The organism is Paraliobacillus sp. PM-2 (assembly GCF_001368815.1).
Lineage (GTDB): Bacteria > Bacillota > Bacilli > Bacillales > Amphibacillaceae > Paraliobacillus.
On record NZ_CTEI01000001.1, the window covers coordinates 1,577,847 to 1,596,553 of the forward strand.

At 35.3% G+C, this 18,707-nt stretch carries 5 protein-coding genes; all 5 read right to left on the bottom strand.

The window, feature by feature from the left end; translation table 11 throughout:
* Entirely contained in the window at nucleotides 1–2,424 is a 2,424-nt protein-coding gene (locus tag BN1058_RS07455) for a discoidin domain-containing protein (RefSeq protein ID WP_090855073.1), read from the bottom strand.
* A 65-nt stretch (nucleotides 2,425–2,489) separates the two neighbouring features.
* Nucleotides 2,490–3,551, bottom strand: coding sequence for a hypothetical protein (locus BN1058_RS07460; RefSeq protein ID WP_090855076.1), 1,062 nt, complete (start codon nucleotides 3,549–3,551; stop codon nucleotides 2,490–2,492).
* Nucleotides 3,552–3,799: 248 nt separating this feature from the next.
* The gene (locus BN1058_RS07465) at nucleotides 3,800–9,916 is read right to left on the bottom strand and encodes an Ig-like domain-containing protein (RefSeq protein WP_090855079.1); all 6,117 of its coding nucleotides are present in this window, start codon (nucleotides 9,914–9,916) and stop codon (nucleotides 3,800–3,802) included.
* Nucleotides 9,917–10,458: 542 nt separating this feature from the next.
* Nucleotides 10,459–15,204, bottom strand: a complete 4,746-nt coding sequence (locus BN1058_RS07470; RefSeq protein WP_090855082.1) for an NPCBM/NEW2 domain-containing protein — start codon at nucleotides 15,202–15,204, stop codon at nucleotides 10,459–10,461.
* A gap of 178 nt (nucleotides 15,205–15,382) precedes the next feature.
* Nucleotides 15,383–18,478: a sialidase domain-containing protein gene (locus BN1058_RS07475; RefSeq protein ID WP_090855085.1), complete on the bottom strand. Its 3,096-nt coding sequence runs from the start codon at nucleotides 18,476–18,478 to the stop codon at nucleotides 15,383–15,385.
* Between the last annotated feature and the right edge of the window lie 229 nt (nucleotides 18,479–18,707).

Below are 18,707 nucleotides of genomic sequence, written 5' to 3' on the forward strand. Positions count from 1 at the left end.
TTATTCCACCCCCTCAGAAGAGTCTTCATATCCTACTCTTATTTCAGCTGCACTACCAAACAACGTTGGTTCTTGCTGTGTTGCGCTCTCTATTGCTTGTAATTTGATGTATCTTGCTTGAACTGTATCAAAATACGCATACTTGGTTTTATTATTTACTTCCCAAGAATCAGTATATGTTGATACTTTGTTCCACTCATCTGTCTCATTTTCTTTTACGAAAACAGCGTACTTTGTAAATATCCCATTTATTCCACCTGATTGGCGAGGCACATATCTTAACATAGCAATTGGCTTAACTTCCTGTAAATCAAGACTTACCCAGATGTTATCTTGACTAGTACCGGACCATGCAGTATGCCATATTGTGGATGTATCCCCATCAAGAGCAAGAGCTGGTCCTTCACCGGATTGCTGACTTCCTGCACTTGCAACCACGCCATCTGTGGCATATTCTGTATAATTTTTCTTTAAATGAATCGTATAATGTTTCTCTGATCCATTAAAGAATGTTGCAGTTAAAACATCACCATCTTGGATTACATCCTCATTGTTTAATGACGTATCACCATTTTTAACTTGAAGAGATGTACTTGTAGATTTTTTTATATTACCTATAAACTCAGCTAATGTAGTATTGTCAGGTACATCAACTATTTTATCTTCTAAAATCGTGTACGCATCTGATAAAATCTTTTCAACATTTTCTTCTGATCCATCCACTTCATGAATACCAATATCCGGAATCAAACCTATCGGATTATTAAAATAGTCTACTGTTGTATTATTTGAGATATACGTTCCTTGATTGACTACAGGAGAATTCTCAGAAACTTTATATCCAGCAAAAGCATCAATTGGATGAATAACCCCAGCAGTTGTTTCTGGTGCGGAACCAGGATTTAAAAATTGAGGATCATCTGTGATGGCATATTCATCATTACTAGGTGTTGTTTCATAACCAAAATATAAATTGTTAGTGAATTGCTTGTTATTATTTGGATTCCATTCATCATTAGGGTTATTCGTACTAACATTGTAAAAAATATTATTTGCTAGATAACCTTCTCCAGTCCTTTTTCCAGCACTTGGATGATGTATCCTTGTGGCACGATCACCATCAATATAGAAAATATTATTATATATTTTTGCCATAGGATTACTTTGGAATGTAATAAAAGATTTTAAATCATTCTGACTAATATTGTATCTGAATGTTCCATTTATTGATTGGTACAAGCAAACAAGTAGTGCGCCACCACCATTATTATGGCTGTAATTATATTGATAAATCGTGCCATCGGAGTAGTCAATATCCCAGGCTTGTCCATCTCCATTCCCTTCACCTACCGTATCAAATACTTCATTATATTCGAATACAGCATCTTTTGTCTTCCATGGCCAAATTCCAGCACTAAATGACTGCCAATAACCGGAGTATCCATCATCTAGATCAGCTCCAGTAGTATCGGCTACATTATTCTTAATCAATGGTTGATACGCATACATTGCTACAATCCCATCATTACCGATATCTTGCACATAATTTCCTTGTATTAAGATATCTGTATGTCCATACTTTTGAGCATTCTGATCACTGATTTCAGCATTGGTGAATTTATCAAATTGATAGGTGTAACCTACAACGATTCCCGCTCTATGCACATCTTTGACATGGTTATTCGTAATCTTAATATCTTGATATCTTGCAATACCAGTGGTTTCTTCATTTTCAGGTTGTAAAACATTAAATTGTATCCCGCCATTATTCATATGTTTATTTTCCAAATTACCAGCTACATCATGAATGAATAAATTATCCAAATAAATATGTTCCATCGTTCCATCATTTTGTGCAATGCCAGCTACTCCTGTACGATCCATCCTATCATTTAGTTGCTCTTCTTTAGACAACATATACTCCCAATCATCAGATTGATTGGTAATCTCTATATTACTCACTTCAATGAAGTCTGAATCATAGAATAATAGAGTAGATGAGACGTATCCTTTATATTTGTGGCCAGGGTTATCTAGCTGCTTGCCATAATCTTGATACCAAACACCTTCACCATTTCCATTAATGATTGGTCTATCTCCCTCACCGTAACTACTTAAGACTATTGGATTGTCTACAGTTCCATGCACATCTTTAAAATGGATAAACCCATTAAAAACGGAACCAGATTCAAGTAAAATTCGATCTCCTGGCTGTAGTGTTATTTCTTTTAACTTATCTAATGTCTCCCATGCTGTCTCAGGAGTCGATGCATCATGTTGATTATCTCCATTCACACTACTAATGTAATAATCTCTGCCATTGTTGTTTGCTGCTTGAGTTATATTTGAAGATACAAATACATGCCCTTGCGAAAAAAACAATAATAGTGTTAAAAAACAGACAACTATTTTTTTCATTTTCATCCTATCTGTCCTCCTTATTCTAGTTACTACAGGTGTGATTATTTGAAATCATAATTTAACTATTACTATTGATTAAGTTGTTCTTTTGTAAATGCATATATTTCATCCATATTTCCTTGTACATTTAGTTGCTTTACTTTCTCTTTTACTATTTGGTTATACTTTTCTTCGCGCAATATTTTAAGGACATTGTCTCTTACTAAGTCATATGGTGTGTAATCGTAATCTACTCTATCCTTACAGCGAATCAAGTATAAACTACCATTTTGATCTATCACCTGCGTTGAATTCCCAATTGCTAAACCTTCAGCTAATTGTAAAACATCTCCCATTTCTTTTGCTCTCGCTGACACCTCCCCAGATAATATTTCTATGTCTTTATAATAAGACTCTAAGCTTGGATAGTTTGGTAAAAGTGATTGAATGGTTTTATTGTCTGTTAGATTTTTAGAAAGGTTCATTAAATCACTTTTCAACATATCTACCTCACTTTGTCCAAGTTCTAGAGCGGCATAGTATATCTTAATAAATTCAATGGTGATATCATCATGTTTAACAAACATTTTATCTTTATTTGCGTGGTAATAACTCTTTGCCTCTTCTTCTGGAATGGTCATCCCCTCATTATCCAAATCATTTGTATACATTTTCTGAAGGCCATCCATTTCATATTCAAGATATAAATCAAGCGTAAATTCTGCTAGACCATAAACAGGCTCACCATTTTTAATTTTTTCTGCTCTCATCTGATTTTCTTGCTCAAATCTTTGTATTAAATCATTATAATTAATTGCCTCCACATAACCTTTTTCCTTAGCGATTCCGTACGTAGCATGTATATATTTAAGTGAATCTATCGCATTTTCCGTTACCATCTTATAAGGTAATTCACCGTCATATTGTTGCTCCCAGAAATCGCTGTCTACCTCAGCTCCGTAATTTTTATAAAAGTGTTGTGTAACACCATATTTTTCTTTGCTTACTGCTTGAAGAAATTCTTCCTTTTGTATCTTTTCATCACCAATGACTAAATCTAGCTTTTTATTTCCATTCATGATAAATACAATAAGAATTACCCCAACTATAATCACAGATAAACTAGTGATAACCATTATTTTCTTTTTCATGATTATCTCCTTTCATATTACAAGAATGACTTGTTTAGAAATTTTTTCTATAAAACATTGCCTTGACTATAAGTTTAGTTTTATTAAAACGCTTTCACAATAACTTTTTTGTTCTATTTATCTATTTTTTTGCTATATATATCCATGGATAAATTTAAGTGAAAAATAAAATAATATAAAAAAGATACTATCCAGCGATGTGTTGGATAGTATCATCTTGATTTTCTGTATTATATTTGCTTTAATTCTTAGTCTCTTTTCACTTTTCTTGTTGAACGCAATGCAATAATCGCTCCCAAGATTGTAATCAATAATCCTAAAACAATCCAATTATAAGTTGCTGTTGCTGTATTCGGTAATTTTTCATCACCATCTTGAGTAGAATCTGCATTATCCTCTGGAGTTGATTCTTGTTCATTGTCAGATGAATCATCGCCTGAAGTATCTTCTTCCGTGTCTTCCTCTACTAAACGATCGATTGCTGCTTGTAACGCTTTAACTGCTTTTTCTAGTGCTGTTTCGGTTTCAATATTTTCTAATGCTGTTTCTGCATCTTTGATTGCTTTTACTAATGCATCGTAGGAAGACACTGTGTATACTTCATTATCATTTGAAATTGCTTTGGCATGTTTAAGCAATTTTTCTAATGCAGTAACATCAATTTCTGTATCTGGTTTTGAATCTGTTACCTCATTTAACTCATCGATTGCTGTTTGCAATTTATTCATTGCATCAGATAATGCTTCTTCTGTTTCTATATTAGGCAACGTTGTTTCTGCTAAAGTTATTGCTTCTTGCAATGCCTGATAAGAATTCTCGGTATATACATTATCAGCATTTGATATTGCTTTAGCTGTTTTGATTAGATCTTCTAATGCTGCTACATCTACTTCCGGTTCAGCGTTTTCTGGAATCTCAGAATCATTATACGCTTCTATCGCACTGTTCATCTCTTCTACTGCATTACTTACATCCTGTAACGTTACTAAATCATTAGCAAGCACAGCTTCTGCCCAATTGATCTTATTTACTAAAGTATTGCGTGCATCTGTTGGGTACTGACCTGGTTTAGTACCTTCGACCGTATCATTCAGACGGGTTTTTGCTTCCGCAACAGTAGTTTTTAACTTAGAAGTATCTAAATTAAATTGGATATTGTATGTTATCGTATCTGTACCGTCTTCCGATGTTGCTATAACTTTAGCTGTAGCAGGAGCTGTCACACTAGGAACAACAGTAACACTAGTGTTATTTGCACTAGTTGCAGAGACCTGCGGTAAATCAGCCAAGCTGCTTACCTCTACATCATATTCATATGTTTCATCCGTTTTATTGAATTTATCAAGAATACTTTCACCATCTAATTCAATATCAGAAACATTTACTTTATTACTAGTTTTTGGTGTTTTAGAAAATATTTTTAACTCTGTAATTGCTAATCCCATATTATCTTGAGCTGTCATGTCTACTCTTATAGCAGAAGTTTTCACCATATCAAACGTGTAAGTGTTCGCTTCTCCTGTCGTTGGTGAAGTAGGATCACTTTGTAAGTTAGTTACATCGACCCAGTTATCACCTGACTTATATTGAATATTCAAGGATTCTGGATAAGATGTACCGTGGTCTTTAAACCAATGAATTTCTACATTATCCACGTTATATTCTTCTGGTGCATAATCACCAAAAGTTATAGACACCCAATCACCTAAGCGTGCTTCATTTTGCCAATTTGTCCATCTGTTATGTGGCTGTGCTTCATAAGAAATAACATCATCATTAATTGCTTCAATTCTATCACTTGATCCAGGTCCTGTGTTTGTAAATGAAGCTTCAGCTTTCGGATATTCATAACCGTTTTTTGCTCGACTGATATTTTTTTCATTTTCAATTTCATCTGTTACGCTTATTTGGGCTTTTGCTTTTAGATTAGTACCTTTTATCGCACCCTCTAGTTCAAACACCCCAACATCATTCAGCTTATTAGATGGAATATCTCCCCACGAAACTTCTTTCTTTTCTTCCGTGCCATCGCTGAAATACACAGTTACTTTATCTGGTAACTCTGGTATTTGATTTTTCAATATAGCTGTAGTAACGTTCTCAACAGCTATTTCCCCTTTAACAACTATTTTAGCTCTTGCCTGAATAGTTGTTCCTTGGACATTACCGAAAACAGTAAATGAACCTAAGTTAGCGTATTGGTCCTCTTCAACAGCTTGCCAGTCTACCTCTACTTCTCTTGGAAGACCAATATCATATTGTGCTTTAACTGTTTTTGGCAAAGTAGGAGATTTGCCTTTTTCAGTGATAACAGTAACTGGTTCTAAACTTTCAATGTGTTTTTCAGCAGTATTCTTTGCAATCTTAAACGTTAAAGCAGAAGAAGTAATTGTCTCACCTTTATAATCTATTGTTGCAGTAACACTTACTTCTCCGTCTTGAAGCGCATAAAGTTTGTTGTCTTCAATCTTAATTATATCTTTATCAAATTGGTAAGTTGGGTTTAAGTTTGTTAGATCAATAACTTCTTCACTTTCCAGCATACCTGTTACTTGAAGATCAATCAGATCATCTTCTGTTATTTCGGTTTTGTCTACTTGAATTTCTACAGATTCTAGTTTAGGCTCTCCAGTTTCTACTTCAATAACATATTCTGCATCAACTAAACCATTTTCTGAAGTTACATAAACTTTAGCAACACCTGGCATATGAAACACAGGTAGTATCGTAACTGTAGCGTTGTCTGCTCCTTCAGCGTTTATCTCTGGAATGTCACTACCATATGGTAAAGTTAACTCATAATTATGCTTTTTCGGATCAAAATTAGATAATGCTTGTCCATTAACAGTTAAATTACTAAGTTCTGCTGTATCACCCATAGGAATTTTATTCACATAAACCTCAACTTCAGTTAATGCAACAAAATTATCCTTCTCGGATGGTGTCATATGAAACTTAAGTTTATCTGTTGAAACAGGATCAAATCTTATTTCGTTTTTTTTCACTACATATGGTGATGGATTTGTCTGATTTTTCACGTCCTGCCATTCAGCCCCATCCCAAAATTGCACATCGACACTACTTGGAATAACAGTCGCTCGATCTGTAAAAACAAACAAATCTAAATTATCAATATTATATGATTGTCCAAAGTCAACTGTAATAGCATCCCCTTGATCACGTGGAGTCCTTGACCAACTTGACCATCTATTCTTTGGTGAATCATCATAACTTTTAATACCATCGTTTATTTGATTTACATCGTCGCCTGAACTTGTATAGGTTGCCTCAAGTTTGGGATAAGTTGTCCCATTTTCAGGCAACATTATATTTACTAATTCTCCATCACTTGTTACTCTAACATGTGCCTTTGCCTTAAGGGGAGTTTCAGCAATGCTACCTTCAACAACAAATTTACCTTCTGTATTTAAACTTTCATTTGGTATCTCATCCCATGTAACATTTACTGTTTTAGTTGTATCATCACTATATAATAGAGTAACTTTATTAGGTAGTACTGGTTCAACACCAACATTTGTTGCTGTTGAATATGGTTTTACCGCCACCACATCTTTAACAGTAACAACTGCTTTAGCTTTTTTCGAAATTCCTTCTACGTTTCCTTCTACAGTAAACTTGCCTATTTCATTATAAAGAGACGAGTCAATATCTTCCCATGTAACATTTCTTGTATCAACGGAAGAATCACTGTAATAAACCGAAATGGTAGAAGGTAATTCAGGTGCAACATCTACATTAGTCGTTACATTTACCATGTCTACTCCGACTACCGTTTTATCATCGTCTTTATTCTTGGCTACTGTAAATACTCGAATAGAGTCTCCAGATAACCCTGATGCTGAAGCATTTAATACAATCTCACCAGACTTTTCATCTGATTGAAGTATAGCTAACGCTTTTCCACTAAATGCTTTACGTTTGTTAGCTTTATATCTTTCAACACTTGCAGCATTACCATTATCTACACCAACCAATGACCCGTTGCCGCTTACATCAAAATGAACTAAATTTTCGGCATTAGGTACAATTGTTCCTTTATCATCAACTACATCCACTGTGATGAAGGATAAATCATTTCCATCTGCATCAATCACTTGTCTATCAGCAGTTAATCTAACTGCAGCAGGTTCACCAGCAGTCACTACTTCATCACGAGCAATAACGTTTCCATTTTCATCCTTTGCTACCGCTTCTAATTCTCCTGCTTCAAATGGTACAGCCCACTCTAAATAGGTATCACCTTCCGCGGTCTCTTTGTATGTTGAACCCCATGACGTCGTTTTTGTTTCATAGGATCGTTCTCCTATTGATTTACCGTTTAAAAACAATTCTACACTGTGAGCATTGGTATACGCCAGAACTCTAACTGTTTCACCTTTCTCCCAGTTCCAATGTGGTAATAAATGTACCATAGGTTCTTCTGTCCATTGACTTTGATAATAATAAAAAATATCTTTAGGGAAACCGGCTGTATCCACTGCACCAAAATAAGAACTCTTAGCCGGATACGTATTATAATACGGTGTAGGCTCACCTATATAGTCAAAGCCTGTCCAGATAAATTGTCCAGCAATGTGTTTTAAATCTCTATCTCTTACCCAAGCATCCTCAGCTGTTCTTCCCCATCCTACATAATCATTGTCATAGGAAGATTGCTGTAAGTCAGCATACTTTGTACTAGAATTATATTCGTATGGATGTGTGTAAATTCCTCTTGAACGTGTTGCCGAAGAAGTCTCAGAACCGTACAGTTTCCATTCTGGATATTGTTCATGATAAGGAGCATAATTGTTTTCACTGTAATTCAAACCAACTACATCAACTATATTAAATATTTCCTTAATATTTTCATTAACTGGTGTAGGGTTAACTTTATCTCCTCTTGTTTTATCCTCACCAATTGTTGTTGGTCTTGTTGTATCAATCTCCTTTACCCAACGAACTAAATCCTTTGCAGTTTGTACCCCTCTATCACTTGTAGAATCATAGATTTCATTACCAATTGACCACATAATAATAGATGGCTCATTCTTTCCTCTGTCAACCATTTCTTTAATATCATGCTCTGCCCATTCAGAGAAGAATCTACCATAATCATATGTTTTCTTTGATTGATTCCATGTGTCAAATGCCTCTTCCACAACAAGTAGACCTAAGAAATTAGCTGCTTCTAAAAGTTCTGGTGAAGCAGGATTATGAGTTACTCTAATTGCATTAACTCCCATATCTTTCATGATCTGCATTTGACGCTCAACCGCACGTGCATTGGTGGCGGCACCTAGAGCACCTAAATCATGGTGCATAGAGGCACCTTTTAACTTCATATATTCCCCATTCAAAGAAAAACCTTCAGCAGAATCAAATTCAAAAAATCTAACCCCAAATTTAGTTTTATAGGTATCCAAAATTTGCTCATTACTAATGACCTCTGTAACAAGTTGATATCTATATGGATTGTCAATATCCCATAGGACAGGGTTGCTAATTGTTGTATTATCTTCGAAATGTGTCGTTGCACCGGCATCAATTGTTTTCGGATCCGATTGAACAGTTGCAACCTCGGTTCCATCTTTATCATAAATAGTTGATTTTACTGTAACTTCTGCATTATCAGCCGTTTCATTGTTTATTTCTGTCTCAATATTCACATTTGCTTTTCCCTGTTTGTAAGCTGTTTCTAAATCTGGTGTTGTAACAAATGTGCCGTACCTTGCAACATGAATCGGTTCTGTTACGGTAAGATGTACATTTCTATAAATACCACTACCTGAATACCATCGACTACTAGGTTGAATATTTTTCACTTTAACTACCAGCACATTTTCCCTGCCATCAGTATGTAGTAGATCAGTGATATCATAAGAGAAAGCATTATATCCATATGGATAATTTCCTACTACTTCGCCATTCAAGTAGGTTGTACTATCCATATAAACACCATCAAAATCAATTGAAATCTGCTTTCCTTCCATAGATGAAGGAAGGGTAAACGTTTTACGATACCAACCAATTCCACCATCTAAAAATCCACCTTCATGTGTAGCTTTAGAGTTTGGATTAAAATCTAATTCAATACTCCAATCATGTGGTAGGTTTAATTGACGCCAAGAAGAATCATCAAAGTCAGGATTTTGAGCCCCTTGAATACTTCCTTCGGTTTCTCTTTTAAATCGCCAATCTTTATTAAAATTAAGTTGCCTTTCACCTGAATAATCTACTTTATTATCCAATGTAGACGACACCATATCATTTGACGTCTCTAGTCCTTGTCCATAAATCGCAGGGGCAAAAATAGATTGTAACAAAACTACAATTAAACTAATATTCACAAACTTACTTTTCATTTCACCATTCCTTTTTTAAAGATTTAATCTTCTGATGTAAATGACTTCCAGAATATAGTCGAGATGATTCAAACAGAAATGTATCATTAAGAATGGCGTGTGCTTGGCCTTCTCTCACATTTCCTAACCTTTCATTGATTTTGAATGACGAAAGTACATACCCCCTTTCAGTAACTACCGAAAAATAAACACCATCAGTGATAACGTTTTCAACTAACGAAAAAATGACAGCAAAAATATCATCAAATCCTTCTCTAATTTCGAGGTACCCATTTGAATATATCTATGCTGTCATTCTCTGACCAAAAAAATTTAGTTTTCTTATGTATTAAGTTTTATTACCAAAATAGTAATCTGCCAATATTTACCCTAAGATTACATAGTTTCTATTAAATTGTCAATATAGCTTTTTTACTATTCCTATTAAACGGATAAAATGACAACAGAAATACTTTGAAATCAATTCTCTAACTCTAGAGAGTTCAAATTTTAGTATAACTGCTGCCACTCTATAAATGGATATTTTTTACTGTTTTATTTTATTACTTTTTACTTAAAAATAACTTTCTTCTATAGAATAGATACCATATGCCACCCATAATTATGGATAGCAATCCAATTACTATCCAGTTGTACATTGGTGTAGCTGTGTTTGGTAATTCATCATCATCTTCTTCACTAGATTGTTTCTGGTTTTCCCCATTTTCGTCTTTTGATGAATCCTCATCTTCGTCTTCGGTATTTGATGAATCTCCACTCTCATTGGTATCGTCATTAGGATCTGACTCGCTTACCTCTTCTAATCCATCCATTGCTGTTTGTAAGGCGGCTACAGCTCCGGCTAATTCTTGTTCTGTTTCAATAGAATCTAGCACAGACTTTGCATCGGTAATCGCTGTTTGTAAGCTTGCAAAGGTTGTTTCCGTATACTTATCATCTTCATTTGAGATGGCTTCGGCTGTTGCAATCAAATCCTCTAATTCTTTCGTGTCCACTTCTGGATCTGGTTCGCTTACGTCTTCTAATCCATCCATTGCTGCTTGTAAGGCGGCTACAGTTTCCGCTAATTCTTGTTCTGTTTCAATAGAATCTAGCACAGACTTTGCATCGGTAATCGCTGTTTGTAAGCTTGCAAAGGTTGTTTCCGTATACTTATCATCTTCGTTTGAGATCGCTTCAGCCGTTACGATTAAATCTTCTAATTCTGTTGTATCTACTTCTGGATCTGGTTCGCTTACCTCTTCTAATCCATCCATTGCTGCTTGTAAGGCGGCTAATGAAGTAGTAACTGCATCGTCTGTTTTGTCACTTTCTAGGATTTCTTCTGCACTTACAATTGCGTTTTGCAACAATTGATAAGACTCTTCTGTATATACACCATTGTCATTCGTTATAGCTTTTGCTGACTTTATTAAATCTTCCAATTCTGTTATTTTTGAATCATTAAAGATTTGCACCTCTTTTATCGATGCCCACCAATTTGAAGGAGCAACTCCTGATATCGTTATTCTCACATATCGAGCATCTTGTGTAGGTAAAGTAACAATTGTGTCTCCTGAATTGTTTGATGATCCCTCTCTAATTACTTTAGTGAACGTCTCATTATCTGTTGACAGTTCAATATCGTATTCATACGTACGACTTAATTGTTCATTAAAGAAAATCTCTATCTTGTTCATTTGTTTCACTGCACCAAGATCAACCTGCCACCACTGTGGTAGGGTTCCATCAGTAGCTGCCCATCGCGTATTACGATCCCCGTCGTTTGCATGGGATGCTAGATTGTTCTCTGGATTTGTTTGCTCACTGCTAAATGATACCGGTTGATTTAGTGCGAGATTTGGTGAATTTGGTTTGACATTGATTACATAAGTGTTTCTCTTTACATTCCCAACTTTATCAACTGCAACAACTACAAGCTGATGTTCTCCAATTTTATTATCTAAATCAATGACTGTATCTTCTTTATATGCTTCACCATCAAATGTAGCTAATACATAAGCAAGACCACTTTCTAGATCATTGGCTTCCCATGTAAACTGAGCTTTTTCAGTTTCAGTCAACGTTATCTCATCTTCAAAATCAACACCATTGACTTTCGTGATGATAGTTGGTGCTGTTTGATCACCTGCGCCTTCATCTGCAATTAATTTTGCATTTGCCCAGTTAGCATGGTCACTTCCTACTCCATTTCCACCACCTGTAACAATCAATTTCAACTCATTAACACCTTCAACATTGACATCTACAAACTTTGCATCATCTTCATAGGTTATTAACTCGCTATTAAAAAGTTTTTCTCCATCTCCCCAAATTTCAAAACCTACACTACCTGTGCTGGTTATTTCATCATCAACTCCAATTTCTGAGGTGAATCTTGAGTAATTTCCACCAATGTTATAAACGATTTCAGATGGAGCATGTACACCCAAGCCTTTTTGATAAGTGATTCCATTAATAGTTAGAGGATTTCCATCGCCGGCTAAATCTTCACCAACACTACTGTCTTTTTCAACCGGACCCCAGCCATTATCTGCACTTTCCCATTCTAAATCACTTAACCACTTTGCTCCGTCAGGTAAAGGTGGGACTACTTTTATATTAGTTCTTGCATTTATAGCATGTGATTCGTCCTCCATCGTGAAATCCGCTCGAGCTATGAATGTGTGATCTCCCATTGAAACTTGCTCGTTCGCTGTCACTGTAAATGTTGCTGTTATTTTTTCATTACTATCCACTTTTTCAAATAATATAGGTGTATCTTCTTCTACTGTAAATCCTTCAGGTAAATTCAATGTAAGATTCACATCTTCCATCATAACCTTTCCTGCATTCTCTAAAGTAGCTGTGACTTTTACTGGTTTACCTGGTATTACAGTAGTAAGGTCTTCAACAGTCATTTTCGCCTGTGGTAAAGATACTCCTACATCGTTGGCAGTGATTTGAATAGTATCTGATACCAATCCATCCGAAGAAGCAGTAACCTCTATGGTTCCCGGAGCTCCTGTTGATTTGACTAAAATCATATTTGCTCCATTTACAGCTTTGATACTAGGTCCTCCAATTAATTCACCTGGACCAGATATTTGAAAATCCACCTCGTTTGTTGAGTATGGAACAACCGTACCGTTTTCATCTTTAATATAAAATTCAATGCTAGTAATATCGCTTCCATTACCATCAATGGTTGACGCATCCGTTTTTAACTCTAATGCTGATGGATTTTCAGGTTCTTCAACGACATGAGTTGCGACAACTTTGCCATCAATAAGCCCTTCAGCCTTAATTTTTGATGTATTGTGTGCATTTAGATTAAATTCAAAATGCGGATGTGCCACATTAATATCTTCTGGATCTTTAGTTGCAAATTCAGTCCATTTTGTTCCATTCCAGGTGGAAAAACGAACCTGGTCCGTATTACTAAAGACAGTTACATTTGTAGGCGAATCAGGAGTCCAGTAATTCGCTATAAATACCATCGGATTCACTGAACCATCATAATTCACATCAGCTGATTGACTTTTACTCCAGTAATAAGCGAATTTTGGAATTCTCCCTGCATCTGTTAATCCATGTGGTCTAACAACAGAAATTTGGTGATGATGGTCATGCATTTCCCAAACCAAACTACCATGCACATAACTCTCATCACGACCAAGCTCGGTCATCTTCTGTATAGCTAGGGCATGATTAATTAACCGTTCCTCATCTGCATCTCTCCACGTTTCATACATATGTCCTGTATGCTCCGTATTTATTAAACCATAACTATCCGGATCTGGAGAACCATTGTGCAATCCTTGGTTTTTCCACTGTTCTTCCGTATAAGCGTTACGTCCATATACATCAAAAATATTGTTATCCGTATTATAATTCCTTCCCATGGATGTAGCACGCGTTGGATCTTCTTGATGCGCGATATTGTTAAGTTCTGTTTCTAACGCAACATCCTGCTGCATTTCATTAATACCCGCTCCCCAAATTACAATACTTGGATGATTACGCGCAACACGTATCGTTGCATATAATGCATCTTTGTTACTTTGTCGCCACTCTTCACCAAAAGAAGCAGGGTTTATATTCCCCCAACCAGCAATTTCAACCCATTGCATCACACCAAGCTCATCCGCAGCATCCATAAAAGCATCATCATATAAATAATGAGCATCTCTAACAAAGTTTGCCCCTGCATCTTTCACACGCTTTACGTCCAGATAATGCTGATTATTTGGAACTGCGTCACCAATATAAGGCCAATCTTGATGTTGGTTTACTCCATAAATTTTTACATGTTGATCATTTAAAAAGAACCCATCCGACTTTGTCCATTCTGTTTTTCGAATGCCAAAAGTCGTTTCATAGTTATCTACAATTGTTTCCCCTTGGTACACTTCTGTTTTAACTTGATACAAATATGGATTCCAAGGTGACCATAAATTTGGGTTATTTACGTTCATTTCATGAGTAAATTCTTTCACTTCATTTTTGCCTATTGTTATGGCACTTTCCACTGTTTCAATTATTTGATCGTTTGCATCAACAATCGTTGATACCACAGTCGTTTCAATTGATGATGCATTAGAATTATTCACCCAAGTTTGAACCTTTACATCAGCTGACTGTTCGCTTATGTTTGAACTAGTAACAAATACACCACCATTCTCTTCCCAATTGTTGTTCCAAGAATGAATGGCTTCTGGTACATGAAGCTTATCTGTTTTAATTAAATAAACATCACGGAAAATCCCACCAAACATATTAAACCCTATATAAGAACCATCTGGTTTTTCTGGTGCGACTTGCTCTTGGTAAGTATTATCAACTTTTACAGCAATAATATTTTTCTCACCAAAATCAACGTAATCTGTAATATCATAATTAAATGGCGTATAGCCACCATAATGTGTATCTAGTTTCTTTCCATTAATATATACTTCCGTTGTTGTTTTGGCACCTTCAAAATATACATTTATTTTTTTTGACTGATCATTTTCACTTAAGGTTATTTCCTTACGATACCAACCAATTCCTCGATACCATGTACTAGCCATATAATCTGTTTGCTTAAACGTATGTGGAAGCACAACTGAATCCCATGACGAATCATCAAAGTCAACTGCCTCTGCCCCTTGAATATCGCCTCTATGAAACTTCCATCCAATATTAATGTTTTCTTTTACTCTATTCGTGTCTTTTGATACATATTGCTCAGCATTTGTTACATTCACAAAGAATAGTTGTAAAAATAAAATAAATAGAAAGGATATAAAAATTGGCCGTTTATTCATATTTAAAAATTCTCCTTTAAATTACATAATCAAAAATCGAACTATTTTATTACTTATTTTTCCTATTCATTACTAAAAAAAGTGACAGTAGAAATACTTTCAAATCAAATTCTCTGTCTACTGAGATGTTTTATTTGAGTATATCTGCTGCCACACGATGATGGATTTATTCTGTTTATTAGTTTCTATTTAATAATGTTTTTCTTCTATAAAGCAGTAACCCGCTAGCTATCGTTATTAAAAGTAATCCAATTAACATCCAATTGTACATTGGTGTCGCGGTGTTCGGTAATTCATTATCGTCTCCATTACTAGATTGTTCTTGATTTTCACCATTTTCGTCTTCCGTATTTGATGAATTCTCATTCTCATCTTCGGTATTTGATGAATCACCATTCTCATCGGTGTTATCATCGGAATCTTGTTCACTCGCTTCTTCTAGGCCATCAATTGCTCCTTGTAATGCGGCAACTGCATTTGTTACATCTTCTTCCGTTTCAATGGATTCTACCGCTGATTTTGCATCAGCAATTGCTGTTTGCAACGCTTGGAATGATTCCTCGGTATAAGATCCATCTGCATTGGAGATATTCTCTGCTGTTGTGATGATTGTTTCCAAAGCTGTAACATCCAATGCTTCAACTGTTACGGTAATTTCATCTGTGAATTCCCCATTTGCAGTTACTTTAATGGTTGCAGTTCCTGGATTTACTGAAGTTACTATTCCATCTTCATCAACAGTAGCTACATCCGTGTTAGTACTTTCCCATTGTAGATCCAAAATAGTTGCATCTATAGGATTTACTGAAGTTGACAGTTGAATCGTTTTTCCACCTTCAACTAAATTTACATTACTTTGATCGATTTCCACGCTATTAGGAGATACTCCAATTCCAATTGTAGTATCAATTGTGGAAGACTCAGAATCTTTTTCAAAAGATTCTCCTTTCACACTATATATATCTAGTTGATTAGCAAAAGCTACGTTCATGTCATATTGATTATCCTCTAACTCTGGTACAGTACCTTCAAACACAAAACTACCATTTTGTTCTACTAAGTCAAATGCTATTGTTTTATCTCCAATTGTGCCTACTAATTGTTTTTCACCCATAAGCATGACATAATCATCAAATTGCGCTTCTACCTTTATCGTATCACCAGATTTATAAAGCGATTTATCGTTGTCCGTTACTTCAAATGAAACTAAATTTGGCTTTTCATTGTCTTTGTATTTCTTCCACTTTAAAAACTCCGGATTGAATTTTATAAAGTCCATATTGGTATTACCCGTCGCTTCATAAAATAGTCCAATCTCACCGTTTTCTAAGTTAGTTAGACTTGAATAACCATAGTGACCCTCTTTAACAAGTTGTTCATATTTCCAATCAAATGCATATTTTGTTTCACCATTTTCATAGGTTCCATCTTCTTCAATTAATCCAACTCTTACTTTTCCATTAATTCGTTGCGAAGAATTACCTGCACTTGAGAAAATTACTGCTTCTTTCCCATCAATTTGACCATTGTAACGAATGGCTGACATTTGACTATACGGTGCTACCAAATCTTCTTCTACAACAACTTCAGAATGCCACGTTTCTCCACCATCAAAGCTTGTTGCAATACGTGCATAGCCTGAGAAGTTTCTCATAAACATTTTAAGCTGACCATCTGGCATTTCTACTACTTGAGCTTCTGTAATTTCATAGGATGAATTACTAAAATCCTTTTCATTAATTGTCTGACCATTACCAACATCTCTACCTTCATTCGGAGATTCTCCTCGGTGCCAAGTTTCACCATGGTCATCACTATATACAACTGCACTCGCTTGCTTTCCAGCATCATTTAAAAAGTATACAGGCATTACGAGTCTACCTTTGTTAGGCCCTTGTGTAAGTTGTATTCCATTTCCTGGTCCAGTTCCTAAGAAACTCATCCACTCTTCTTTCACTTCATCATTTAGATCAATTGGGCCTGTCCAAGTCTCTCCTTCATCATCACTATAGTAAAGCTCAAGATATGATGTTAGATAAGCTTTTAACGGTGTAGTCGCACTAAATACATTATCAATTTTTTCATCATTTAAATATAGATTTCTCTTTTGATCAACTGAATAATCTGTTGGATTATTACTAGCATCGTATACAACACCATTATCTCTTATTGTAAACTCATTTCCATCTTCATCAGTGAGAAGCATATATTTCTCACCATCAATTGTCTTAAAACCAGACCCTTTTTTAGCAGACCAGAATCCTCCACCTTGAGGAAAACCATCCACAAGCGCGAAAATTCTCTCATTTGTTTTATCTTGTAACAGTGTTAAATCAATATTAGATGCCTGATCAGGATAATTGTTTACAATAATCCCATCTTCTTCCCATGTATCCCCTTGGTCAAAACTTCTTCGAACAGCAGCATCAATATTGGCTGGTGAATCTCCTCCATGATTTACTCTGCGGTCAATACCAGCAATTAAAGTATTATCTTCTGTATATAGTAATGCCGGTATACGATAATTATTCGAATCCATAAAACCTGGGTAGAACACACTATCAGGTTCTGTTATTAAAGCATCTTCAGGTAACGGATTTAATTTTTTCTCTTGATCTGTTTCCCCTGTAATATCAAGTAAAACTTGATCATTAAGTGGTTGATTATAAACTTCTGCAAAATCTATATCTCCACTAAAAGGATATTCATTCGATCCAGCAGCTCTGTCTGTACGACCTAACTGGGCACTGTCAGGTTGATAAATATTACTTAAAAACTTCACCGGTGATTGGGTATCTTCCATAATTAATTCGCCATCTACGAAATATTTATAGCCTTTATCTTTGTCTACTACCATTGCAACAGTATGCACCGCACCAACTTCAAGTTTTGCATTTGAATGAACATGGATATTTTCCTTGGCGGTATCAGGTTTTTCTAATCGATTTTCACTACCTAGTGTTGTCGGTGTGACATACATATGGAAATGCCCATCACGTACATCACTATTACTTAGTGAAAATAGTGACATAATTGATGAACCAGTATTTCGGAATCTAACAATAATTGTACCTTCATCTAAACTTTTCAAATCATCAACATTCTCGTTTAAATTTGTAAAATATCCATCACCAATCCTTTCATTCTCAACTCTTAAGATAGGCTCTGGTAAATCACTGTCTTCAACCGCAAGCGCTTCCATTGAAGGTGATAGATTAACTAACACTACTGCAATGGAACAAATAATCATAAATAAATTTTTAATCTTGTACATCCTTTGACCTCCTTGAAGTTTAAATTTCGAGTCTTTGTGTAACTTTTTTGTTTAAAAAATATTCAGAAAGTTCTTGCTATCACCTCCTCAAATTATTAAATGAGATTATTTTATAAAAAATTATAATTAATATAATTGACAACGGATACAAATAAACACAAGTTTTTTTATTACGAAAGACGGTTAACGGGCATGATTTTTCATGCCCGTTATTCATCTTTCCATTACA